The following is a 24645-nucleotide window of genomic DNA, read 5'->3' as shown; positions in this document are numbered from 1 at the left end:
TCAGATTTTGATCATATTTAATGTGTTCCGATATTCCTGCAATGAGGTGACCTCCCAATGCAACTGATCCAACGATGCGTTGGCTTGCGACACATAGCTTAAAGTATCTAAACAAGTCATACATGGCACTTGGTATTTTAGTGCTAAGCGGCGTAACTGAAAGCCAAATCGGGCATGATCTTTTCCTTTCGTCGGGATATTCACGACCCATTGGATGTGCTTCGTCTTAAATGCATCCTCGACCTTGGTCACGTCCTTCTCAATGCGCTGGGCAGGAATGTCCTCGGCTTGTAAGGTTTGATACGTCTGTTCTGTCGCTAGAATCTTGTAACCTTGCGCGTGTAAACGATGCATCAGAGTGACGGATTCGGATTTAAACGGCTCGGCGACAGAGCATATCACCCATCGCTCTTCTTCCTGATTTTGATCTACCCAACGTGGTCCCAAAGCTTTTAGTAACGCTTGGGGTACGCTCTCTCCCATTCCTAACGTTTCCCCAGTAGATTTCATCTCCGGTCCCACTTGAGGATCAACGCCTCTCAGTTTATGTGTAGAGTAAACCGGCGCTTTGACAGCGTAAAAAGAAGCGTTGGACTGTAAGCCCACCTTAATACCAGCTGCCTCAGTTAACGATTTTATGGAATGACCCAGTTGTACTTGGGTAGCCCAATCAATCACAGGGATGTTCGTCACTTTACTTAAGATCGGCACGGTTCTAGATGCGCGTGGGTTGACCTCAAGGACGTAACAGATCCCATCGTTAATCACAAACTGAATATTCATGACACCTTTTATCCCTGCTTTTTGGGCCACGCGTTGTGTATACGTATGAAGTGTTTCTGCCAGCTCATCTGTTAGTTGCATTGGCGGTATCGTACATAAACTATCTCCCGAATGGACGCCTGCTCTTTCCATATGCTCAAAGATTCCGGGGATAACAACATCTTGGCCGTCACTGATGGCATCTAGCTCACATTCAAGGCCAGGGACATAAGGATCAATTAACAGCGGCCAGCTCCTAGGACTGGCGTAGGCTAACTGTTCCTGGCAATACTGGTCTAGTTCTGTTTGATCATAAAAGATCACCATGGATTGCCCACCGATGACATAAGACGGTCTCACGATCATTGGAAAACCGATCTCATTTCCCGCAGCATTGACCTCATCGATGGTGTGGGCTGTTTTTCCCTGTAAACAAGGTATGCCCAGTTCTTCTAACAAGTGATAAAACTGATCACGATCTTCGAGTGCATCTACTGCTTCAACAGGGGTCCCGAGCACGGAAATTCCTTCTTCTTTCAGCGCTTGGGCCATGTTTAATGCCGTTTGACCACCAAATTGAACAAGAACCCCCTGCACGTTTTCCTTTTCAGCAACGGCGATCACGTCTTCTACGCTTAAAGGCTCGAAATACAAGCGGTCGGCCGTAGAGAAGTCTGTACTCACCGTCTCTGGATTATTGTTAATGACGATCGCTTCATACCCCTGTTGTTTGAGGGCTTGCACCGCATGAACGGAACAATAATCGAATTCTATGCCTTGCCCTATACGAATGGGTCCTGAACCGACGACAAGGACCTTTTTTTGATCTGATTGTTCTACTTCGTCCATCCCTAACCATGTGGAATAGAAGTAGGGTGATTGGGCTTCAAATTCAGCTGCACAAGTATCCACAAGCTTATAACTCGCCGCGAGTCCTTCAGCCTTTCGTCTTTCACGGATGACAGCTTCGGGAATTTGGTAAAACATCGCCAACATCTCATCACTGAATTGCATTTGCTTGGCTCTTTGTAATAGTGATGTCGGTAAAGTGTCCCATGTGTATGCTTTTAACTCTTTTTCTAGCGCGATCAGGCCAGCGATCTTTGAAACATACCAGTGGTCGATTTGAGTGATAGCCTCAATCTCACCCGTAGTGACACCTCGGCGCATACATTCGCCAATGGCAAATAAACGATCGGCCGTACCTGTGATAAGATGCTTTTTCAACGTCTCATCCGTAGCATCCGCCAACTTTGGATGATATAAGCCTTGTATATTCAGTTCTAAGGAACGCAAGCTTTTGTTCAAGGCGCCTTCAAAGCTACGATCCATGGCCATCACTTCTCCTGTGGCCTGCATTTGTGTCCCTAACGTCTGGTCCGCATCAGTGAATTTGTCAAAAGGAAACCTAGGGAGTTTGACCACGATATAATCCATGGCTGGCTCATAGGACGCATACGTATAACCTGTCACTGGATTACTCATCTCGTCTAGATGATACCCAATGGCACATTTGGCAGCCATTCTGGCAATCGGGTAACCTGTGGCTTTGGATGCGAGGGCAGAGGAACGACTCACCCTCGGATTGACCTCAATCACGTTGTATTGATCAGTGTATGGGTCGAGAGCGAATTGGATGTTACAGCCCCCCACCACTTCTAAGGAACGAATGATTTTCAAGGAGGCGTTCCTGAGCATTTGCACTTGGCGGTCCGTTAAGGTTTGGGTCGGAGCAACCACCATAGAGTCTCCTGTATGAATACCAACTGGGTCAATGTTTTCCATATTGCACACGATGATGCACGTGTCATTATCGTCGCGCATCACTTCGTACTCAACCTCTTTCCAACCATGAATACTCTTCTCTAGTAGTACCTGGTGAATGGGGCTTTCACTTAATCCCTGGTACAGCATCGTTTCTAATTCCGGTGCGGTATGTGCCGTCCCACCCCCAGACCCACCAAGGGTATAGGCGGGACGCACGACGACGGGGAAACCGATGGTCTTAGCAAACGTCATCCCGTCCGCTACAGACTCAATAATCGCAGAATCAGGGATCGGTTCGTTGATCTCTAGCATAAGTGAGCGGAACAGTTCACGATCCTCACCTTTTTTAATGGCGGATACGGAGGTGCCGAGCAAAGCGACATCGTACTGTTCAAGGACCCCTTTCTCAGTAAGTGTCACGGTGAGGTTTAGTCCCGTTTGCCCACCGAGGGTACCGATAATGCCATCCGGACGTTCTTTAGCAATGATGTTGGTCACAACCTCTTCCGTTAAAGGTTCAATATAGACCGTGTCGGCGATAGACGGATCGGTCATAATCGTGGCAGGGTTACTATTAACTAGCACAACCTCGATTCCCTCTTCTTTTAATGCTAAACATGCTTGAGTACCGGCGTAATCAAATTCGGCTGCCTGCCCGATTTGTATAGGGCCGGAACCGATAACGAGTACTTTACGAATGTCCTGATGCAGCGGCATATTCTATCTCTCCTATCTCCCCAGTCGATTGTATCTCTTGTAAAAATTGATCAAATATATAAGCGGTGTCCTGTGGTCCTGAGTGAGCTTCAGGATGAAATTGCACCGTTTGGATGGCATAATGTTGATGACGCAAGCCTTCAATCGTGTGATCATTCACGTTGCGGAATGTGAGTGTGAATGGCGTGTCGCTCAACGTCTCCTCTGTAACGACATAACCATGGTTCTGCGCCGTCATATAGACCTTTCCACTGTGTACATCCTTAACCGGATGATTCCCACCCCGGTGACCGTATTCTAGTTTGGTTGTTGACGCGCCGTGTGCTAAAGCTAACAATTGATGTCCCAGACATATTCCTAACGAAGGGTAGTGTATACTCATTTTCTTAATATCGGCCAACTGTGCCGCTAATGCCATGGGATCTCCGGGTCCATTGCTAAATAACAACCCGTCTGGATTAACAGCTTTAACCTGCTCGTAAGTCGTTGTATATGGGAAAACGGTCACCTGACACCCGCGTTGTTGCAAGCTTTTTAAAATAGATTTTTTATAACCATAATCAATAAGTCCAATGTGTAAGCCCTCACCTTCATAGGTGATCGGTTGTTTGACGGAAACTTCATGTACTCGATTACTGCTCGTCAAAGGCGCCGTCTGCCAAGTTTCAAGCTGATGTTTAATAGTGGCTTCGTCTAGCTTTTGGTCCGTTAGATAGCCTCTCAATTCTCCAGTCTGACGCAACATCTTGACTAATGCTCTCGTATCGACACGCCCCAAAACAGGAATATGTGCACGTTGAAACTGGTCTAATAGGCTATGCTTCGCTTCGTAATGACTGAAATGCTCACTACTTTCCTCCAGTATCACGCCAGATACTTGGAATTGGGCACTTTCATAATCATGAGTATTGATCCCATAATTTCCTAAGAGTGGATAGCAGAAACACAGAATCTGCCCACGATAGGAGGGATCGGATAGTATCTCCTGATAACCGTACATACTAGTATTAAAGACCATTTCACCATCTACGTGATGATCTCCACTCAGCCATTCGCCTTCCATGACTTCTCCGTTTTCTAGTAATAAGTAGCCTTTCTTGCTGTTCACGTTTCGCTTCCCTCCCATTGTTCTAAACCTCGAATTAATTGGTCGATCTCGTCATAAGTCACCGTGAGTGGCGGTAGTAAGCGCACAACGTTTGTGCCCGCAGGTAACACTAAGATATGTTGTGCTCTCATGTATTTGATCAATGCGGTAGCATTCACCTGCTGACCTTGCTCATTTTCAAAAGGGGTCACGACAATCCCTAACATTAAGCCTAAGCCTCTCAATTTAAAATAAGGACGCCCTCGGTCGGACTCTGTTTGTATCCATTGATTCAGACGGTCATGTAGGTAAGTAGCCTTCTCTCTCACCTGTGGTAAAAAAGCGGGTTCTAGCATCGTTTCTAAAGTGGCTAGCCCTGCGGCACAAGCGACTGGGTTCCCTCCGAACGTACTACCATGACTGCCAGGCTGAAAGACTTGAGCGACCTCATCTTTTGCTAGTAAAGCGCCGATAGGAAAACCGGACCCTAAACCTTTCGCTACCGTGATGACGTCAGGCTGCAGATCAACATGCTCGTAAGCGAATAGATGCCCTGTTCTTCCCATGCCTGTTTGAATCTCGTCAATGATGAGTAGGATGTCATGTTCACGACACATTGCTTGAAGGGCTTGTAACCACGATGGATCGACAGGTATGACGCCCCCTTCTCCCTGCACCATTTCGAGAAACACTGCACATGTTTGCTCTGGCTTAACCTCTTTTAAAGCAGCCTCATCGTTATAAGGTAGGGTTTGAAATCCGGGCAGTAGAGGATCGAACCCCTCTTTTACCTTTTGCTGCCCAGTGGCTGATAAAGTGGCCATCGTACGACCATGGAATGAGTGTTGAAATGTGACAATGTCTGTTGCCTGACTTCCCTTGTGTGTATGACCATATTTACGTGCGAGTTTAATAGCCGCTTCGTTCGCTTCCGCTCCGCTATTACAGAAAAATACCTGATCGAAGAGGGTGTGCGCCGTCAACTTTTTCGCCAGCTGTTCTTGTTGGGGTATATGGTACAAGTTTGAGCAATGCCACAATGATTGTAATTGAACCTCAACAGCCTCCTTCACGAATGGAGGGACATGGCCAAGGTTACAAGTCCCAATCCCTGCACTGAAGTCTAAATACGATTGACCCTCATCGTCCCACACGTAACTGCCTTCTCCCTTCACGAGGGTGAGTGGAAAACGTTGGTACGTTGCCATAATCGATTGACTAGACAAACCTTGCGATTTCTGCGCTTCGTGTATCATCGTTTTTTGGCCTGAGCTGTACTGATTGATGCTACTCTTTCCTGTGCTACTTTTAGCTGTTGGTTGCATGAACGCTTCCCTCCTTTTGCTTGTGCACAAATACGGTTCCAACCTGTTCCCCATTTAACCAAGCGGATATACTTTCGGGTTGGGTCCCGTTCAACATACATACTTGTTCTACGCCATGGTTTAAAGCCTGCAATCCGGATTGTACCTTGGGAATCATCCCCCCGTATATGACCTCTGAATCTATCAGTTGTTGAGCCACCGTTGCGTTCAATTCATGCTCTATACCGTCGTTAGTCTGAACACCGTCTACATCTGTTAGAAAACAGAGTTTGGCTTGTAAAGCTTTGGCAATGGATGCAGCTGCTTCGTCTGCATTGACATTATGTTTCTCTAACGACTCAGACAAGGCCACGGGCGAAATGACAGGTATATAATCTTGTTGTAGCATACTCTCAATAATCGGGGTTTTCACCTGAACGATTTTGCCCACCAATCCTAGCTGTGGATCTATCTGCTCGGAGGTCAAAAGCTGGGCATCAACCCCACTGATTCCCCATGCTTTACCACCTTCTTGCCATAATTTCTGTACAATTTGCTTATTCGTTTTGGCACTTAACCCCATCTCAACGACGTCCAAGTGCTCTGCCGTTGTGACGCGCAAACCGTTCACAAACTGCGTTTGTACACCAAGTCCCTCGGCGAGTGCCGTAATAATAGGACCACCACCATGGACAATAATTGGTTGGCAAATCCCTTCGCGATGTAATGTCGTAAGTATCTGATAACACTCATCTGGTAACGAGGCTAAAATACTCCCCCCACATTTAAAAACGATGGTCTCCACAGTCTGTACTCCCTTCACTCCCGCAATTTACTTTCTCAAACGATGATGCCAGAGGCCACTTACGTTCGATACGAAGCGTTGATACGGACATAGTCGTATGTTAAATCACATCCCCAGCAAGTCGCCGTCTGTGTACCGGCATGTAAATCAACGGTGATTGAGACCGTTGAATGTTCTAACACGCGCTTAGCTTCTTCCTCCGAGAAGGATGTTGGTCTCCCTTCATGCACCACTTCTATAGGGCCAATATGCACAGATACGTGATCTGGATTATATCCGGTCTGCCCACTATAGCCTACAGCGCAAATGATTCTACCCCAGTTAGGGTCTGTGCCGTATACGGCTGTTTTAACTAAACTTGAACCGACGACAGCTTTACCGATCTGCTCCGCTTCAGCTTCCGATTGTGCTCCTTTTACCGTGACTTCAATCAACTTCGAGGCGCCTTCACCATCTCGGGCAATCATCTTTGCAAGGGCCTCACAAACGTAAATCAGCGCCTGTAGAAATACTTCATGTTGTTCATGACTTAAAGTGAGAGGATCGTTCCCCGCTTCGCCGTTCGCCAGCAACAAGACCATGTCATTTGTACTGGTATCACCGTCTACGGTAATCCGATTAAAAGTGTGATCCGTCGCTTGCTTAAGCGCATTTTGTAAATAGGTTTGTTCTATATTCGCATCCGTTGTGATAAAGGCTAACATCGTTGCCATGTTAGGGTGTACCATACCTGATCCCTTAGCAACTCCCCCGATGGAAACCGTTTGGCCATCAATCTCACACTGAACGGCTACTGATTTGGTACATGTATCGGTGGTCAATATCGCTTTTTCAAAATTGGCCACCCCTGCATGAGCAAGCTGATCCATTTCTTCGATTCCAGATCTAACTTTATCCATATCTAAGCGTTCACCGATCACCCCTGTAGAGACAATCGCTGCATAATGCTCAGGTACACCAAACTGTTGCGCAGTTAAGGTCCGCATCGCATAGGCATCTTCTAATCCTTCCGGCCCTGTACACGCATTGGCGTTAGCAGAGTTGACGACCACTGCTTGCAGCTTTCCTTCTTGTGCTATGCTCTCCTGTGTGACCTGTAGTGGAGCGGCCTGGTACGCATTAGTGGTATACACACCTGCCGCTTGAGCCGGGACGTGACTGACGATCCACCCAATATCTTTACGCTTAAACTTCAATCCACAATGAAGGCCGCCGGATTCATATCCTTTGGGAAGAGTGATACTTCCTTCAGGTATGATGCTTATGCCTTGCTGTTCTAGTGTGTCTTGCACTTCAGTACCGATACCATCCTTGATGATGGTATAACCTTCTTTGAGCACACGCATGGCTGTACCCCTCCCTCTCTTTTTCGCATGGTGGTCATACATAGGCATCTTATGGGAACACGGGGCTCACCTTTAACCCAGTCTCCTGTGCCCAACCCTTCATGAGATTCATATTCTGTATCGCTTGCCCTGCCGCGCCTTTGACGACATTATCAATTACAGAAATAATCATGAGCTTTCCGGTTCGAGCGTCTAAGTGAATACCGATATCACAATAATTGGAGCCGTACACCTCTTTCGTCGCTGGCCACTTTCCTAAAGGGCAGATACGGACGAAAGGCTGAGATTGATAATAGTGTTGATACCGTTCAAGTATGTCCTCAGCCGTTTTTGACTCCTTCAATGTCAAGTACATACTGCATTGGATTCCCCTGGTCATCGGAATAAGGTGAGTTGAAAACGTGATTTGAGATGATGGATCGTACGCCTGTAACGTCTGTTCAATTTCGGGTATATGTTGGTGCTGGCCTAATTTATAGGGACGCACATTTTCATTCGTTTCTGAAAAGTGTGTAGCCAAGTTCAAAGAACGTCCTGCGCCAGACACGCCCGTTTTACCGTCGATGACTATATCATCTACTACGACCCATCCGCTCTCCAAGATAGGAACCAATCCGAGCAAAACCGATGTAGGGTAGCACCCAGGGTTAGCCACCAGAGTCGCCTCCCTGATCTGTTCTTGATTCACTTCAGACAATCCATAAACGGCATGGGCGAGTAATGATGCGTCAGCTGGTTCCTGTTTGTACCATTGTGCATATTCATTCGGGTTGTGCAGTCTAAAATCTCCTGAAAGGTCCACACATGGGAGGCCTGCTTCGGTTAATGCTGGCATGTATGTACGACTCACGCCAGAGGGTGTCGCAAAGAATACGAAATCCACATCTTTGACTAGTTGGGCAACGTCTAGGGCTTCCAATGAGTGCTCTACAATCCCCTTCAGGTGCGGAAAATGATCCGCACATAAATCCCCTTCCTTATTCCCTGATATCAATGTTGTCAGTTCCACATGTGGATGATTGAGTAAAAGTCGTATAAGTTCCACACCGCTATAACCTGTCGCGCCGATGACTGCCACTTTCATAAGGTTACTCCTCTCCCTGTCCTGTAAGGTTGATAACTCACTATGCTCGTTTGTTATAATTTCTGCCAATCCTTATTTCGAATCATTATACTAAGTAATGTATTTTTATACAACCGTTTTTGTTAAAATATATTAAAAAATATTATGGTAACGCTTACATTTTAAGGCCTTTTTATCTTGAAACTTAGAGAGGGATAGACGTGTGTACGTGCATAAAAAAACCTCCTTCACACCACGCTGTAGGGTGAAAGAGGTTCGCATTTCTTAGTTTATCTATTTTGCTTAGCTTCTTGTTTAACTTATTGTTTAACTTTTTGCTTTAACTTCTTTCTCTGTGACGGTTGTACTTTCTACCACTCTATTTTCTACTGCTCTATCCTGTTCCTATGCTTTTTTACTGCTCATAGGAAGATAGCCTTCTATCTCAAGAAGGTGTTCTTTGATGTGCAAGCCACCACCGTAACCGACTAAGGCACCGTTAGATCCAATAACCCGGTGACAGGGAATGATAATAGGAATATGGTTTTTGTTATTGGCCCCTCCAATAGCACGAACCGCTTTTGGAGAACCTATCATTTGGGCAATCTCTTTGTAGCTTCTAACTTCTCCGTACGGAATGTTACGCAGTGTCTTCCATACAAGCTTCTGAAACGACGTTCCCACTAATTCTAATGGATAGTCAAAGCTTTTTCTTTCCCCACGGAAGTACTCGTCTAACTGCTGCTTTACATCTTGTAATGCCTGATCATCTTCCTGTATTTGGTCAGTCAGAAAATGTTGTCTCGACCATCTGATCAAGTTTCTCAGCACTGAATCTCCTGCCTGATAATCTATGCGACATAGACCTTTCTTTGTACAGGCGAGTGTCATCGGTCCTACAGGAGACTCCATCACTGAGTAATACAGGTTGGCTGTACGTGTCATACAGAAACATTCTCCTCTCTGGACGTACTTGCCCTTTGATCTAACGCTTCTCGAATTTCTTCCCGGACTTCTCCGTCTTTTTCCATTAGGCTTGCATCCACTAAGGCTTCATAGGCCTCTTCATTTTTTATTTTGCCAAGCGACCATGCAGCTGTTCCTCTAATCGCTGGTCGTGGATCATGATTCAACAGTTCCGTTAACTTCGGTACGGCACTCGTATCCTTAAAATGGCCAAGAGCGATGATCGCATTACGCTGAATAGGTTTTTTCCCTCTCCAGGCTGAGGATGTTGGTCCAAATGTCTCTCTAAACTCACGCTTTGACATATCTAGTAACGGTAGTAACAGCGGTTTCGCCACTTCAGGATCGGGTGTCATTTCTGGATGATGTGTGAAGTTTTTCTTTTTGTTCACGGGACAAACCGTCTGACACGTGTCACATCCATAAAGTCTATTTCCAATTTTTTCTCTATATTCCATTGGGACAAAGTTTTTCACTTGTGTGAGAAAGGCAATACATTTATTAGAATCTAATTGTCCCCCTTGAACTAGTGCACCTGTCGGACAGGCGTCAATACACTTCGTACATGAGCCGCAGGACTCTGTGATCGGTTCATCTGGTTCAAAAGGGATGGACGTTAACATTTCACCGAGATAAACCCAAGAGCCGAACTCTGGTGTGATAATGGCACTATTTTTTCCACTCCAGCCAATACCAGCCCTTTCAGCGACGGCACGGTCCGATAACGCCCCCGTATCAACCATAGACTCCGCTTTGACCTCCGGCACTTTCTCCTTGATAAAGGCTTCAAGTTGGTTCATCTTATCCCTTAATATATGGTGGTAATCCAATCCCCATGAGGAACGACACAAAATACCGCGATAGGCCCCTTTTTTTGACTTTGGGGCCTCTTCCATCTTGGAAGGGTAAGCCAATGCGATAGCAATAATAGACTGAGCTTCTGGGAGAGTTTGCTTTGGTTCCGTTCTTTTGTCTAGATCTGACTCTTCAAATCCAGATTCGTACCCGAGTTCACGATGTTGCTTTAGCCGCTCTTTTAGTGTGAGAAAAGGATCAGCCGTTGTGAAACCTATTTTATCTATCCCTATGCTTCGACCATAAGTGATAATCTCCTGCTTCAGATGACTGACTTCTTCCTGTGTAAGCTTAAGCATATGGCCCCCCTCCTTTCTTATTGTGACATGACTTAATTAAATAAAGGTGAACGTCGTGTAAGCTCAATACTTTATATTTATTTAGGAATCGCAGCGACTGCCAATTCGTCGCATCGATTATTTAATTCATCATCGGCATGACCTTTCACTTTTACAAATGTGACGTCATGCTGATCCACTAATTCAAGTAGCTGTTTCCATAGTTCTTGATTTTCGACCGGCTTACCCTTGCTATTTTTCCAGTTATTTCTAACCCAATTCTTATACCAGCCTTGTTTGAAACAATTGACCATATAAGCGGAGTCACTGTATAAATTCACCTGACAAGGGGACTTAAGTGCATTTAAGGCTTCGATGGCAGCTTGAAGTTCCATCCGTTGATTGGTCGTGTGTTCATGTCCTCCGTAGATCTCTTTGCGGTGTTCACCATACAATAACACGGCCGCCCATCCACCTGGCCCAGGATTACCCGAGCAAGCACCGTCAGTATAAATTTTAACTTCCTTCAATATTCACAACCCCTTGTTTATTCAGTGTCACTTATTTGATTTTATAGCTTGGTATCCATTGATTATAACATGATAGACAGAAGGAAAAAACATAAAGAAAAAAGCAACCTAAGGAAATCGATACCATTGTATGATGGCATATTCCTTGGTTGCTGTTATGACTTATGTTACAGTACTGTTATGTGTGTATATTGTATACTTATTCATACTTATTAATTAGTGATGGCGCACTTCCACTAGCTGACCCACTGGAACGACTTGTTCGTCATCTGGCTCCTCTCTGGTGTATACTCTCGCTGTTTCTTCTCCTTCATTAAGGTTTTGAATCCAGACAGGGGTACCTTGGTAGCGTACTTCAATCTCTTCAGGGGCCTCAACGATTTGTTTGGCTCGTCCAATATTCATTTGCGCTTCCTCCTTAATCATATACATATTGTGTTCATAAAGTTTTATAAATGTTTAACTTACGGAAACATTTTCCTCATTTGATGCGAAATACTTTTTGTAACGAATATGACAAAAAATTGATGTCTAAGATAATCAATATTAGTGTGGACTTAAACGTTCATAATATACATTAATATCCATTAAAATCAAATACTGTCGTAACACACAATAATCATGACAATGTAATGAAAAGGACTGAATTCATATGCATGTCGAAAAAGACTCGTTTATTAAGCTTAAAGCCCCACAACTAAACGTCGGAGTCATACAATACCATGATACACAAGTATTGCAGACACCAAAGATGTTACAGGGACGGTTTCAATTTTTCCATGAAAGCCTCCGTCTTGATTTTGAGGAGGAAGGGTGTATTCAAAAGCATCCACAATTACAGTACGTACATGCTTACCTTGAAGCTTTAGGGATAGACGTTGGTTATCACGTCCCCGTTTTTGAAGAACAATTCCATCACATCTTGTCAGGACATTCACCAACAACCGGCTATTCGGCATTGGATATTACACACTTCTTTTCTTTACGTTACTTTACACCTATCTTGGTCCTTGACGTCCAATCCATATCTGGAGATATCCTGACACTCCGCATGGGTGAAAAAGATGAAACCATTAAATACAATGGTAAAGAATATTCGGTTGAACAGCTTCTCGTCTTTTCAGATGCCAAAGGGGCTGTAGCTTCACCATTTTTACCGGTGATTAGAGAGGCCTTAACGTATGATAGCCATCAGCTTGTACAGCTCATATTTATGCCTCAGATCGCTAAATCTAAAGAAGACGGTCAAGCCCTCCTACAAACAATTATTGATTTGTTTCTCCACGTTCACGGTGGGGGCGTGCAGGATATCCAGATCGTCTAATGTTTTGGTGGCCCAGTATATTCGATTGATTCTATGTATGGATCCGTCCTCATTATGGTTCACCGTTACGTGGATCGTAGCATAATTCCCCTCTTCTCGCTTCATACTAATAATGAAACGGTTGTGAGGAGGATAACCTATGCTAAAAAAGTTTACGTTTTGGTTTACAGCTGTTGCAGCACTGGTATGTTTTTTTAATGCTATCGGCTATGACCGTGATAATATGCTGCTAATGTCCGTTAGTATACCTGGTTGGTTCATGGAGATGTTCTTAGATATCCACTATATACATCGGCATATCGTTTATGCTAGCACCATTTTATTCTGGCTCCTAGCGGGCTACTTTTTAGACCGTACTTTAGAAAGACGCGGTGACACTCGTTCGAGCTCTAAATCAGATAAATAAAAAACCACCTTAATTCCTAAGGTGGCACGCACCCCTTAGAAAGAGAACGCTTGAAGCTTGAAGCTTATCATGGTTCCCAATCTAAGAGGTGTTTTTTTGTGAGAAAATGTTTTGTGACAAGTCAATCTGACAAGATCTGAGTTTGCGATAATAGTGTTTGCTACCCTTGTCTGTCGTGTTTGTGACTGCTCTTAAGCTTGTCTTTTCTTTATACTTCAAAGCCTTTAATTTTAGCGTTTGGTGCTAAGACTTTTTCTGGCTTAAACTCTTCAAGCCCTTGATCATTTTTAACTTTGTTAGCCCAATCCCCGTTGGCGAGTGCACCACGTCCGATCGTCACTAGATCGGCATCTCCCTGTTCAACGATAGCCTGCGCTTTGTCAGGTTCGTGTAAACTACCGTTAGCCATAACCGGGCGTTGACTATACTTCTTAGCTAGAGCAGCGAGTGTTGGCCCGCCGTCTCCAAAAGCAGCGTCTGTGGCTTCTGTTCCTTCCCCTTTTGGAAATGCAGGTTGCCATGCTTCGTACTCTGTGACATGAATGTAATCTAAACCTGTCTGACCTAATTGGGTAAAGATGATGTCCGCTTCTTTTTCTTTATCAGCCCATTTATGGTGATAGTCATTTACTTTTCCTTGTGAGATACGGATACCAACGACAAAGTCATCGCCGACGGCGTCCCGAACCGCCTCGGATACTTCAACGGCTAAACGAACGCGATTCTCAACTGCCCCTCCGTATTCATCTGTACGCTGATTGGTGTAATCAGTGAGAAATTGATCAAGGATATAGCCGTTTGCACCATGAATCTCAACCCCATCAAAACCAACCTCTTTGGCACGCTGAGCTGCATTTACAAAGCCTTCTATAATGTGTTTAATGTCCTCTTTAGTGGCTTCCTTCGGTGTGGGGAAAGATCCTTCGCCGCCATAAAACCCCAGTTGCTCACCCTTAGGCTGTACGACTGACGGAGCTAGTGTCTCTTTTGTGAATCGATTCCCTTGAGATAATGCACCGGCATGCATGAGTTGCATGATGATTTTACTGCCATCCTGATGTACGGCTTCAGTTACTTTTTGCCACGCTTGAGCCTGCTCTTGATTGATAATACCAGGCTGATCAGGGTACCCCTGACTATATTTATCATCCGTATAGGTTCCTTCTGTGATAATAAACCCGAATCCACCTTTGGCGAATTTGTGGTAATAAGATACCATTTGATCTGTGACAACCCCAGTTTCTGTCGCACTCGTCCTCGTCATAGGTGCCACACCAATGCGATTGCCGACTGTTACTGGACCTAACTGTACGGTCTCAAATAGCTTTTGATGTTTTGTCATATGCTTGCTGACTCCTTCTTAACGTTATTGACAACCGTCCGGACCGCATACCATGCCGTCAAAATCGATATCGTCGTTGTTTTTTTGTTTGGCAAGCTCCTCTTCAATGACTTGTTCTAGGACTTCCTTTGGCCGTGCCCCTTGTAAGACTGTATCCCCAATCACAAATGTCGGCACAGCTGTGATTTGAGCCTCATTAAAAGCGTGCTCTAACGCCTTTTGGTGTGCTTCTTTGTATCTTCGTGCTTCCAACGCCTCTCTAAAAGCCGTCTCGTTCAATCCGATATCTCCCGCTAAAGCTGTTAAAACTTCAACGTCACCAATATCTAATTCTTCTTGGAAAAAGGCCGTGAACATACGGTGATTATATTCGTTTCCTTTCCCATGTTCCTTTGCAAACTGATACCCTTCGAAAGCGTAATGGGTATGAGGCTGAGGTGACACTTTAGGAAGTACCATTTTCACTCCCATACGCTCTGCCATAGGGTAAATATTGTTTTTCCAAGCAGACTGTAAATAATCTTCCTCAGGTTTTAATGTTTCCGCAGGATAGGGACGCAATTCAAAAGGCATCCATTCAACCTTTACATCCTTGCCTTCTATCGCTTCTTCTAACGGACCCTCCGCTATAAAGCAGAAAGGTCATACGTAATCTGAGTAAACTCTAACTTTAACTGACATATAGACTCCTCTTTTCGAATAAGTGATTTTTACTTACTAAGATGAATGGTATGGGGTGGTCGATAGCTGGGACAATCCCTAGTTGTTATTTTGGACAACCCCCTCACCAGCATACCCTCATTATTATTTTAAAAGCTGACACAAAAGAGGAGAAATGAAATGCTCAGCTACAGTTCTGTAACGTCTGTACTTTGTCTACAGTCTGAAAAACCATGTCTATACTTAAGATCTTTAAAAACCGTAATACTTATTTCTCCCAAATCAATTCAGCACGTTCTAAAACGCTATCCCAAGAATCTTTTCCTTCAGCAATTTTTTTAGAGTCATAACCAACATAATACACAGCATCAATTTTTCCAATTTCAAGATCAGAGGTATATCCCTCTTGTTCCTCACTGTTTTTTTCAGTATTAATAAGGTTTTTTCTTTCAGGTGAATCGGCTATTGTTTTTGTATAATAAATAATATACACATTCTTTTTCTCTCCATCAATTTCAACTGACATAGGACCCGCTTGGTAATAGCCACCATAAGCTTTACCAATATAACGAATAACCAATTGTTTATCATTTTGAACTTCAATTTTAAATAGATCTTCTGAGTATGGAATTACCGTTTCATAATGAAAAACATATGAAAATGACCCTAATAAAATAGCTGCCGTTATTATAATAGAAAGAACGGAGATCATCACTTTTTTCTTAAACCATTTTTTTCTAATGTTATTAAAAAAAGATACTTCAGTTTCTACTGGAATACACAGTTCCCTTTTCATGGACTCATATTCTTTTTGACATTTATCACAATGCTGTAAATGATCTTCTACCATTTCTTTTGTATCTTGACTAACTACTTTATCAAGATACAGAGGTAAAACATCTTGAATGATTGTGCATTTAATCTCTTTCATCATTCATCTCCTCCATATAATCGATAATTTGTTTCCTCGCTCTGTAATAGGTCACCCTTGCCCATCCTGCACTTTTTCCAAAAAGACGCCCTATTTTTTCAAATGGTAATTCACCAAATGTACGTAGTGAAAAGACCTCCTTATATGGTTCATGCATCGAGTGAAGAAACTGATGAACGGTGAAGGCATCTTCCTCATTCATCAAATGCTTTACAATTTGCACGCCCCTATCTGGTTCTTCTACTACATCTGTGTCTATTTGTCGTTTCTTTTTTTTGTAGTGCGAGAAATATGTATTTTTTGCGATTGTAAAAAGCCATGCTCGAATGTCTTTAGAACCATCAAATTTGTCAATGTTTTTTAACGCCTTAAAAAATGCTTCTTGCGTCATTTCTTCGGCTATACTTTCATCGTGACTTAGTGATTTAATAAACAAATAGACTTGTTTAAAATATTTTCGATAGATCCCCTCAAAATCGATCTCTTTTCACCCCTTTCACTTATACAACTCCTAGACTTTAATTTCGTTACAGAGAGATTTATAATATTTTATACTTTTAAGCAAAAAAGTTTTTTATTATGAGTCCCAGCCCAAGTGATTCAGGGTCAACATAAAATATTTTAATTATCGCAAAAATAAAACGAACAAAAAACCCTCCCGTTATTAGTTAGCGAATAGTGCAAACTAAACGAAAGGGACTGCGTATTTATTGTTGCATACGATTTATTTTGACAAACTGATGTTAGAATCAGCGATTAAACAGGGGAATAAGCGCTACATAAATGATTTCATTCATTGTTCAATTCCTTCTCATTTGGCAACTCAATAAGATAAGCTGTTAAATCTTTTATTGTGTCCTTGTTTGAATGTGTAAACGTATAAATATCACAATAAGCATACGACTGGACTTCACCATTTCCTTTGGGCATCGTCAACGTCCCTTCAATGATTGCTTTATTGCCGTTTATGAGGATATTGTTTGTTTTATATTCTTTCGGAACCACTCCACGCATAGGTTCCATCATTTTGACAACCGCTTCTCTTCCATGAAGTTTAGGCTCACCAACAACATGCCAGTTAACATCTTCTGCTATGTTTTCAATGATAAAATCAATATTTCCGGAAGAAAATGCATCATTGAATCTTTTAGCTCTCATTTCTGAAAAAGGATCCTCCCTAAAATCATAGCCAAAATAGACAATAATTTCTTTGATTTGGTTATCAAAAAACCTAAAGTGTTCCATATTTTGAAAAGTAACACCGGAATTGAGTTCACATTCATAACCAACGAAAGCTTCATTCACATCTGTAAAGAGATGATGGATACGATATTCATGGATGTCTTTACAACTAGGCCAACATCTCGCAAAATAAGTTCCTCGATCGATCTTATCATCAACTGGACTACTAAAAGTGAAGTCTCGACTTAGCAATCCCTCCAAAGTTTCCCTTTCTTTTGTTTCGTATGCATTGAAGTAACCCCGCACTAGGTTTGAATCATTGTTATTTGCCATTCTTTATCCCTCCACTAGATCATGATTTGAATTAACATCTTAATTTATCCTAGCACGTTAAGATATAGTAAATTTCTTACAAGTTGCTATTATGTACGATTCAGATCGTTTTTTATCACTAGAGGTAAAGATATAAGCATTTTATTACGTTCTTGCCAAATAAAAAACAGTCCCTTCCGTTTAATGTCCACAAATAATGTGAACCCCAAACGAAAAGGACTGTGTAAAAGTCGCTAATTTTATTAATTCCCGGCTAGATCAACGATAAATCATCGAAAATCAGCGTCATATCAACGTATGTATGGTACCGGTGGTCGGGTTCGAACCGACACTCCCGAAGGAACACGATTTTGAGTCGTGCGCGTCTGCCAATTCCGCCACACCGGCACAAATTTGGTACACTTGTTTGTTTCAATGATACGAAGAAATGTTACCTTGCAAATTTCATATCAAAATCAAGTGCACCATCCATTATACGCTTCGTATAAGCGTTTGTCAAATTCAGTTTTTGACCAACAGCTGAGCATACCAAGCGTCATGGGCCACATCAGTAAACAAGGTAGCTGCGTTCATTTCTAATTCGAGCACACGTACTAGCTCATCCACAAATTGGGCACGCTTGATAGCTTTAGATTTGTCTTGTGCTCCTTCACGCATTGACGTTTGAGCGTCTTCTCCGATTGAATTTTCAGATGCGTTTTTATTGTTATTATTGTCTCTTTGATCCTGCGGGTCCAATCCTCTAGGTGGTTTTGGACGGTCAGTAGGAATATGTTCGCTATTATCGGCAGCATCTCTTTTCTTTTCTGGCTGCTCTACTTTAACAACAACAGCTGTTAGAGGATCGAGCGTTATTTTGTTACCCGTAAGCTTAAAACCAGACGGACTTTTAACAGCTGTCACACCTGCTTCATCTTTATCTACAATCACAGAACCATGGTTAAGGTTATAGTTTAATGTGAGTGTACGTGTTTGTTCATCAGCGTTCACAAACACATAGTACGCTTCCGTTCCATCAGTGGACATCGTTTTATAGCCGATGATCAAGTCTTCTTCATGTATTTCAGGTGCATTGATCAGGGATACATTAGACTCTATGTCCTCAATTGTACCTAGCCTAAAGGCGTCTGTTGAGCGCCTTAAGGCAATAAGTCCTTTTGTATAGTCACGGGTTAGCGTGTGAATCGGGTAAGCTTCTTCATTCGTCGCTTTCTGCCAATCAAACATGTTAATAGCATCCGTTGAGTCATAGGAATCGTGTATAAAATAAGGATACTCAAATGCTTGTCCTTCACGATCTAGGCCTAGTGTTGACTTGTATGGAGGATCCTCGACGACCTCTTTATAGTCCTCGTGTTTAAACTGTTTTGTACGTCCATACTCCTGCCCGGCATGAATAAACGCTGTTCCTTGGGCTGTTAACAGCATCGTGTTGCCGAGACGAATGCGTTGGTGAATCTCCTCTTGATGATCTTTAGGATCTTTTTTAATAGAAACCGCAATGACATCATGTAGCGTTAGATTATCATGAGCCGCAATATAAGGCACCACATCCCCTGGGTTGGTCGCCACAAAATTGTGTGGGTTAGCCGTTACATTGTCAAAGATTTGCTGAATGTTGCGTGCGCCGCCAGTGATAAACCTCGGTTCGCCCTCGTGACCAAAACCGGATTTCAACTCATTACGGAAATCATCGGAAAAGGAGCCAACGCTCTGTGTATGCTGCATCCAATCCTGGTCCGCCGGCATAACCTCTTCACCATGTTCATCTCCGACAAAGGTCCGCCAACCTTCCCCAATCATGATGATATTGGGGTTGATTGCTTTAGCTCTGTCATAAGCGGTCTGTATACTCTCAGCATCATGATCCCCCATCATATCAAAACGGAAGCCATCCACCTTAAACGTATCGACCCAATACGTGATGGAGTCGACTAGTATTTTTCTGGCCATCTCATGAGTGGTCCCTAGGCGTCCGCCTCCAAAACTTTCACGCGGTGTGCCATCGGCATCCATAAAATGATAGTAGTTTGGCTCTAAGTTTTCAAATATCTCCACTCGCGCCGTATGGTTATAAACCACGTCCAAGATAACACCCATGTCACGACGGTGAATCTCTTTAATTAAATTTTTAAATTCCTCAATACGTTTCTCTGCATCGTCTGGATCCTCTGAATACATACCAGATAGAGAGAAGTAACTGTGAGGATCGTAGCCCCAATTATAATTATTTTGTGTAGAAGCATATTCGAGTAACCTTTGGTCACGATTAAACTCATCAGCAAAGAAGTAGCTCATGACAGGTAGGAGTTGAATATGAGTGACCCCAAGATCCTGTATATAGTCTAACTTCTCTACGAACGAAGCAAATGTACCAAACTCCTGTTGTAATTGGTCATCTATACTAGGATCAGACGTAAAATCTCGAACATGAATCTCATAAATGACGGCGTCCTCACGCTTTTCAACCCCGTCTATCTTAGCAAATTCTAGTTCCGGACCAATTGATGAAGGATCGACGATCGCAGCTTTGCCAATCGGGACTTCGTCTGTGTTGTTACTGTCCCAAGTCGCCATTGATTTGGCATAAGGATCAAGTGTCAGGACCTTCTCTCCATCACGTTCAATCTCATAATGATAATAGAAACCATTCAAATCAGGTTCACCAGTGTTGTTCTCATCTAGTGTCGCTTCCCAGACACCCCGCTCCCCCAATATCATGGGTATATGACTTGAGACTACTTTATCCTGGTCATCACGATGATAAAGAATAACATTCACTTGGTCAGCACTTGGGGACCATAATTTTAACGTGGCCGTCCCATCTTTGTGTAAGGTCGATCCGAGCGTGCCATCGTAGGCGTAAACCTCGTCCATCAGTCTCCAGCCTTTATGAGCGGTCACTGTTTCGTCCCTATATGTCACGTTATAAGGCGCGAGATCGATATTGAACGTACCACGAACGAGGACGATGTTATCTTCTGTGAGGATTTCCACTTCTGTTAATTCAACTTCATGACCTTCATGATTGGTCACGGTTAAATCATTCCTGAGATCCTCTTCATTTAACCTGTCCGTTGTTGTAAAGCGAAGCTCAATTGCGCCCTCCGATACTTGCTCTGCTGCATTCAGACCGTCTTCCGTTACATAATAAGGATTGGTGTAGACGGTGTCATCATTTTCACGCACAAAGATCTGCTTATGATGATCAGAATCAGCAAAGGACATATCTCCCGTTTGCTCACCATTTTCATCTCTTTCAACAAACAGGAAGCCTATTTCATCCGGATCGTCTATTAATGTGATGTCCACATAAGCACCATATGGACCTAATTGATCATTTAATAATGGCTCAGCATCCATGGGCCAGTCTTCAGAAGGATCAGCAACATCCCCCCATGACCATACACCCCAAGGTTCGTATTGCCCATCCTCCCTGTGATAATGAATACGCAATGTATCTTCCGGGAGTTCAACGGGTTCGTATAATGAAATGTCACCTTCTTCAGTTATCCAAACTTCATTCATATTTTCATAGATGGGGTCGATGAAAATGTCACCTGAAAGATTGTCACCTTGACTGTTATTCACGAGCATCCCAACCCGCGATGCATCCTCAACAATAGGGACATCAACATAGGCACTGTCATCGGTTATTTGTTCAAAAGGCGTCGCCCCGTCAGGCCAAGCATCCACCTCTTCTGAAGGTGTGACAACATCTTCCCAGACCCAAAGGCCTAGGTCGGAAAAATCGCCATCTGCTCGTTGATAATGTACACGTAGCGTGTTCTCTGGTATTTGTGTGACAGGATCAGTCTCCCGGTCTTCATCTTCAGATCCTAAGATCTCTCCACCTTCGGTTGTGAGTAACACTGTTCCACCTTCTGATATAGGAGGCAATGACACTGTGAGAGTCTCGTCCTGCGATGCTTCATACACTGTGTCACTATAATGATCAGTGGCTTTAACTGCCTCAGAATTTACTGTGACCTCTACTTGTTTAACTTCTTCAGACGTATTTAAACCTACATAAACAGACTCTCCGTTTAGTGACCGTTCGAATAACAGTAGCGCATCTTCATCAGACCCTACAACAGACTGACGATCACCTTTTGCTAGGATAGCAGAGTACTGATTTCTAAAATCTATTACTTTTTGATAGTGCTCTAATATATCATTTTCCGCTATACTGTCCCAAGCCATATCATAACGGTTATCATAGTATGGATAGTTATCCATACCACTTAATCCTAACTCTTCACCATAGTATATAACAGGCTGACCTTTGGCTGTTATTTGTAGCGATGCAGCCACTTTTAGCTTACCTATATTTCCATCAACGCTTTGTAAGAAGCCTGCTTCATCATGACTACCTAAAAACTGCCCTAAAGTAGCAGTATTATTAAGCTGACTGTTTCTAACAACGAGCTGTTGATGCGCTTTTTCAATATGTCCGTTTACAAAATCTCTGGCTGTGGACTTAAACTCAAAATCTAATAGGGCATCCATCGTACCCGAACTTAAATAACCTTGATCATCACTCTGACCAGTCCCCCATGCCTCACCGATCATTTTAAACTCGGGCATTTCTCTCGTTAAGGCGTTTTTGAATGCTTTCCAAGTCGTATCTTCAACATGCTTCACGGTATCGACTCGGAAATAATCAATGGTGTTGCCATTTTCCGTCCGAGACTTTTCAATCCAAGCTGTCTGCCAATCAATAATCTTTTGACGGACTTCTGAATCTTCTGTCTTAAAGTCAGGTAAACCGGCTAGCTCCCCAGTGATATCATCATTGCCAATCTCTCCATTTTGGCGCAGCAAATCCGTGAAAAACGTTCTCTCCTCGTCTGTTGGATACCCATCCGGGCGCGCTTCCTCAGCTAATTCTCCATCAGCCATTTTCAAACCGTATCCAGCGTGATTGAGCACCACATCCACCATGATTTTAATATTCCGTTCAGCGGCTGCATCAATCAATTCATGAAAGTCTTCCATTGTGCCGAAATGAGGATTCAAACGCTCAAAGTCACTTGCCCAGTACCCATGATAAGCATAGTAAGGCTGATCATCACTGTCATCGTTAAAACGAACGTCATACTTGATATTTTCGACAATCGGGCTGATCCAAATCGTATTAATGCCCAATTCATCGAGATAATCTAATTTTTCTGTTAATCCCTTAAAATCACCACCTTGGTACGTACCACGATCATTAGTGTAGTTCAAGCCATAAGGGTCATTGTTCGTGTGATCTCCATCGAAAAAACGGTCGGTCAGCAAGAAATAAATGAGAGCTTCATCCCAATCAAAATCATCTTTACCTACAATTTGCCGCGTCTTAACTTCAACCGTTACTTCACCTTGATGTAGATCGCCATTTTCATCAACAACAAAGAGCGGAATTGTTTTCTCCCCCGCTGTCGTATCATGCGTAACAGCAATGGTCACTTCCAAAATTTCAGGGTCAATCTCTAAACGCTCTGGCCCTCCTAAGGCAGAAACATCTGCATACAAACTTCGGATCTCAGCGTCCTCTTCATTCAGAACTTCAAGTGTCAAAACAGCATTTTCATTGTAATCAATCGCCTTGGGGTGGACTTCCCCTAACACGGTTATGTCATATGATCGATTTTCTATGGTTGAATCTTCATAATACGGATCAGTCACTCTATATGTGTCTTGACCCATTGTTACAATGAAAGAGTAATTGTATTCTCCTTGTGGAAAGTTGTGATACTCATATACAAAGCGTTCGTCCTTTTCGTCATAACGCATATCAAACATGTCTCCAGCAACCTGAAGTTGAACTGTATCAATCGCGTCCATATTATCTTGCAAGTATAGGTTTTGATCTCTGTAATAAAAAGTCGCTGTTCCCTCATCTAATGTCGGACGAGGTATACCTGGTACAATATGAAACGCCTCTTCACCTTGTTTGACATGTACTTTTGTTAAAGGATCTTGTTGGTTCATATGGATGTATCGGTCTATTTCTTGTCCATTAGGCTCTCTGTCCTCCCAATCACCTTTACGAATGATAAAGCCAATTTCATCCGTTGCCACGTCTATATACGACCTTGCGAAACCGTTCTCAAATTGAGTAAAGTCATGGTTGTCGTCTTCAACTCCTGTATTCCACACCCAGACATCCCAATCCTCATAATCTCGGTCCTCCCGTTCATAAGTCAACCGTACTTGGGAATAATCGTTTTCCATTTCTGTAGAAGTTTGCGCATTTACCTCTGTTTGAAGCACGCTCACGGGTAAAATACTTAAAACCATAACGAATACTAATAACATTGCAGCATAACGATTTGCTTTTCTGAAACTCACAATTCACCCTCCCCTTTCGTTGTATCAAGTAAGTCATTTACAATACTTAGGACACTTTTACTATAGCCAGTTTCTCTAGCCTTCAGGCTTCAGTGATATATTCCTAAACAATCAAGGCATAGTAGAACCAAGCTGGTTGTATCGTTTAGTTTAAGTATACTAACACAATTGAGAAAACGATTGCACAACATTGTAAAAAAATAAGTGTTTAGCTTAGCAATACCATTAAGGTCCGGGAATACTATTATGTATCATTTAAATTAATTACATCTGTTTGCTGAGTAAGCTTTTCTTATGCAAACGCTTTCCTTAAAATGTAGTTTACATGGTTTGGTGAAAACTTTCAATATAAAGATTCAGAAATCTTTTCACTAGAGTAATAGGCATCTGTTTCAAGCTAAGATCATAATGTTAGCCTGAGAATTTAAAAGGTAGGTTGAGGTAGGTATAATGGTAGGGGGTGATATGTTGACTTTGACTTAGAAGACACAAGACGTGGGTAAATGAGAAATTAAAAAAAAGCTTATAAAAGCTTTTGTCAGTTCGTACAAATATGGTTGAAAAGTATAATGGAGGCGGCACCCAGATTCGAACTGGGGATAAAGGTTTTGCAGACCTCTGCCTTACCACTTGGCTATGCCGCCTTAATAA

18 protein-coding genes and 2 tRNA genes are annotated in these 24645 nt (G+C 42.9%); 2 read left to right on the top strand and 18 right to left on the bottom strand.

Annotated elements, in window-relative coordinates:
* The 10 genes from carB to JKM87_RS16590 all read right to left on the bottom strand — a co-directional run bounded on the left by carB (position 1) and on the right by JKM87_RS16590 (position 11885).
* Positions 1-3246, bottom strand: a complete 3246-nt coding sequence (gene carB / locus JKM87_RS16635; protein ID WP_202081499.1) for a carbamoyl-phosphate synthase (glutamine-hydrolyzing) large subunit — start codon at positions 3244-3246, stop codon at positions 1-3.
* Positions 3221-4354 carry a carbamoyl phosphate synthase small subunit gene (locus tag JKM87_RS16630; RefSeq protein WP_336885198.1) on the bottom strand — a complete coding sequence of 378 codons (1134 nt, stop codon included), beginning with the start codon at positions 4352-4354 and terminating at the stop codon, positions 3221-3223. The genes carB and JKM87_RS16630 overlap by 26 nt, the downstream gene beginning before the upstream one ends.
* The gene (locus JKM87_RS16625) at positions 4351-5658 is read right to left on the bottom strand and encodes an acetylornithine transaminase (RefSeq protein ID WP_336885197.1); all 1308 of its coding nucleotides are present in this window, start codon (positions 5656-5658) and stop codon (positions 4351-4353) included. The genes JKM87_RS16630 and JKM87_RS16625 overlap by 4 nt, the downstream gene beginning before the upstream one ends.
* Positions 5642-6442: an acetylglutamate kinase gene (gene argB / locus JKM87_RS16620; RefSeq protein WP_202081497.1), complete on the bottom strand. Its 801-nt coding sequence runs from the start codon at positions 6440-6442 to the stop codon at positions 5642-5644. The genes JKM87_RS16625 and argB overlap by 17 nt, the downstream gene beginning before the upstream one ends.
* A 59-nt stretch (positions 6443-6501) precedes the next feature.
* The gene (gene argJ / locus JKM87_RS16615; protein ID WP_202081496.1) at positions 6502-7788 is read right to left on the bottom strand and encodes a bifunctional ornithine acetyltransferase/N-acetylglutamate synthase; all 1287 of its coding nucleotides are present in this window, start codon (positions 7786-7788) and stop codon (positions 6502-6504) included.
* Positions 7789-7837: 49 nt separating this feature from the next.
* Positions 7838-8872 (bottom strand): N-acetyl-gamma-glutamyl-phosphate reductase, encoded by a 1035-nt coding sequence (gene argC / locus JKM87_RS16610; RefSeq protein ID WP_202081495.1) that lies wholly within the window; start codon positions 8870-8872, stop codon positions 7838-7840.
* 384 nt (positions 8873-9256) lie between these two features.
* On the bottom strand, positions 9257-9796 hold the full coding sequence (locus JKM87_RS16605; RefSeq protein WP_202081494.1) for a methylated-DNA--[protein]-cysteine S-methyltransferase: 540 nt from the start codon (positions 9794-9796) through the stop codon (positions 9257-9259).
* Entirely contained in the window at positions 9793-10971 is a 1179-nt protein-coding gene (gene queG, locus JKM87_RS16600) for a tRNA epoxyqueuosine(34) reductase QueG (RefSeq protein WP_202081493.1), read from the bottom strand. Before queG ends, JKM87_RS16605 begins: the two co-directional genes overlap by 4 nt.
* Positions 10972-11048: 77 nt before the next feature.
* Positions 11049-11480, bottom strand: a complete 432-nt coding sequence (gene rnhA, locus JKM87_RS16595) for a ribonuclease HI (RefSeq protein WP_202081492.1) — start codon at positions 11478-11480, stop codon at positions 11049-11051.
* Between the two features lie 216 nt (positions 11481-11696).
* Positions 11697-11885 (bottom strand): H-type small acid-soluble spore protein, encoded by a 189-nt coding sequence (locus JKM87_RS16590; protein ID WP_202081491.1) that lies wholly within the window; start codon positions 11883-11885, stop codon positions 11697-11699.
* A 247-nt stretch (positions 11886-12132) separates the two neighbouring features.
* Between JKM87_RS16590 and JKM87_RS16585 the strand changes: the two genes are divergently transcribed.
* Both JKM87_RS16585 and JKM87_RS16580 read left to right on the top strand, forming a co-directional pair.
* Positions 12133-12804: a hypothetical protein gene (locus tag JKM87_RS16585; RefSeq protein ID WP_202081490.1), complete on the top strand. Its 672-nt coding sequence runs from the start codon at positions 12133-12135 to the stop codon at positions 12802-12804.
* A 139-nt stretch (positions 12805-12943) separates the two neighbouring features.
* Positions 12944-13210, top strand: coding sequence for a hypothetical protein (locus JKM87_RS16580; protein ID WP_202081489.1), 267 nt, complete (start codon positions 12944-12946; stop codon positions 13208-13210).
* A gap of 208 nt (positions 13211-13418) precedes the next feature.
* Here JKM87_RS16580 and JKM87_RS16575 read toward each other — a convergent pair whose 3' ends face one another.
* From JKM87_RS16575 to JKM87_RS16540, 8 genes are all read right to left on the bottom strand, one after another.
* On the bottom strand, positions 13419-14552 hold the full coding sequence (locus tag JKM87_RS16575; protein WP_202081488.1) for an oxidoreductase: 1134 nt from the start codon (positions 14550-14552) through the stop codon (positions 13419-13421).
* A gap of 24 nt (positions 14553-14576) precedes the next feature.
* The gene (locus JKM87_RS16570; RefSeq protein ID WP_202081487.1) at positions 14577-15233 is read right to left on the bottom strand and encodes a DsbA family oxidoreductase; all 657 of its coding nucleotides are present in this window, start codon (positions 15231-15233) and stop codon (positions 14577-14579) included.
* Between the two features lie 247 nt (positions 15234-15480).
* Positions 15481-16143: a zf-HC2 domain-containing protein gene (locus tag JKM87_RS16565; protein WP_202081486.1), complete on the bottom strand. Its 663-nt coding sequence runs from the start codon at positions 16141-16143 to the stop codon at positions 15481-15483.
* On the bottom strand, positions 16130-16609 hold the full coding sequence (locus tag JKM87_RS16560; protein ID WP_336885199.1) for an RNA polymerase sigma factor: 480 nt from the start codon (positions 16607-16609) through the stop codon (positions 16130-16132). Before JKM87_RS16560 ends, JKM87_RS16565 begins: the two co-directional genes overlap by 14 nt.
* A 323-nt stretch (positions 16610-16932) precedes the next feature.
* A complete protein-coding gene (locus JKM87_RS16555) occupies positions 16933-17658 on the bottom strand; it encodes a nuclear transport factor 2 family protein (protein ID WP_202081485.1) in 726 nt (241 codons plus the stop codon).
* Between the two features lie 302 nt (positions 17659-17960).
* Positions 17961-18045 (bottom strand) — tRNA-Leu (locus JKM87_RS16550).
* Between the two features lie 114 nt (positions 18046-18159).
* Positions 18160-23994, bottom strand: a complete 5835-nt coding sequence (locus JKM87_RS16545) for a pullulanase (protein ID WP_202081484.1) — start codon at positions 23992-23994, stop codon at positions 18160-18162.
* 570 nt (positions 23995-24564) lie between these two features.
* Positions 24565-24638: transfer RNA gene (locus JKM87_RS16540), tRNA-Cys, on the bottom strand.
* Between the last annotated feature and the right edge of the window lie 7 nt (positions 24639-24645).

This window comes from Caldalkalibacillus salinus (assembly GCF_016745835.1).
GTDB lineage: Bacteria > Bacillota > Bacilli > Caldalkalibacillales > JCM-10596 > Caldalkalibacillus_A > Caldalkalibacillus_A salinus.
Note: the sequence above shows the minus strand (reverse complement) of the source record. Positions and strands in the feature narration are given on the sequence as shown.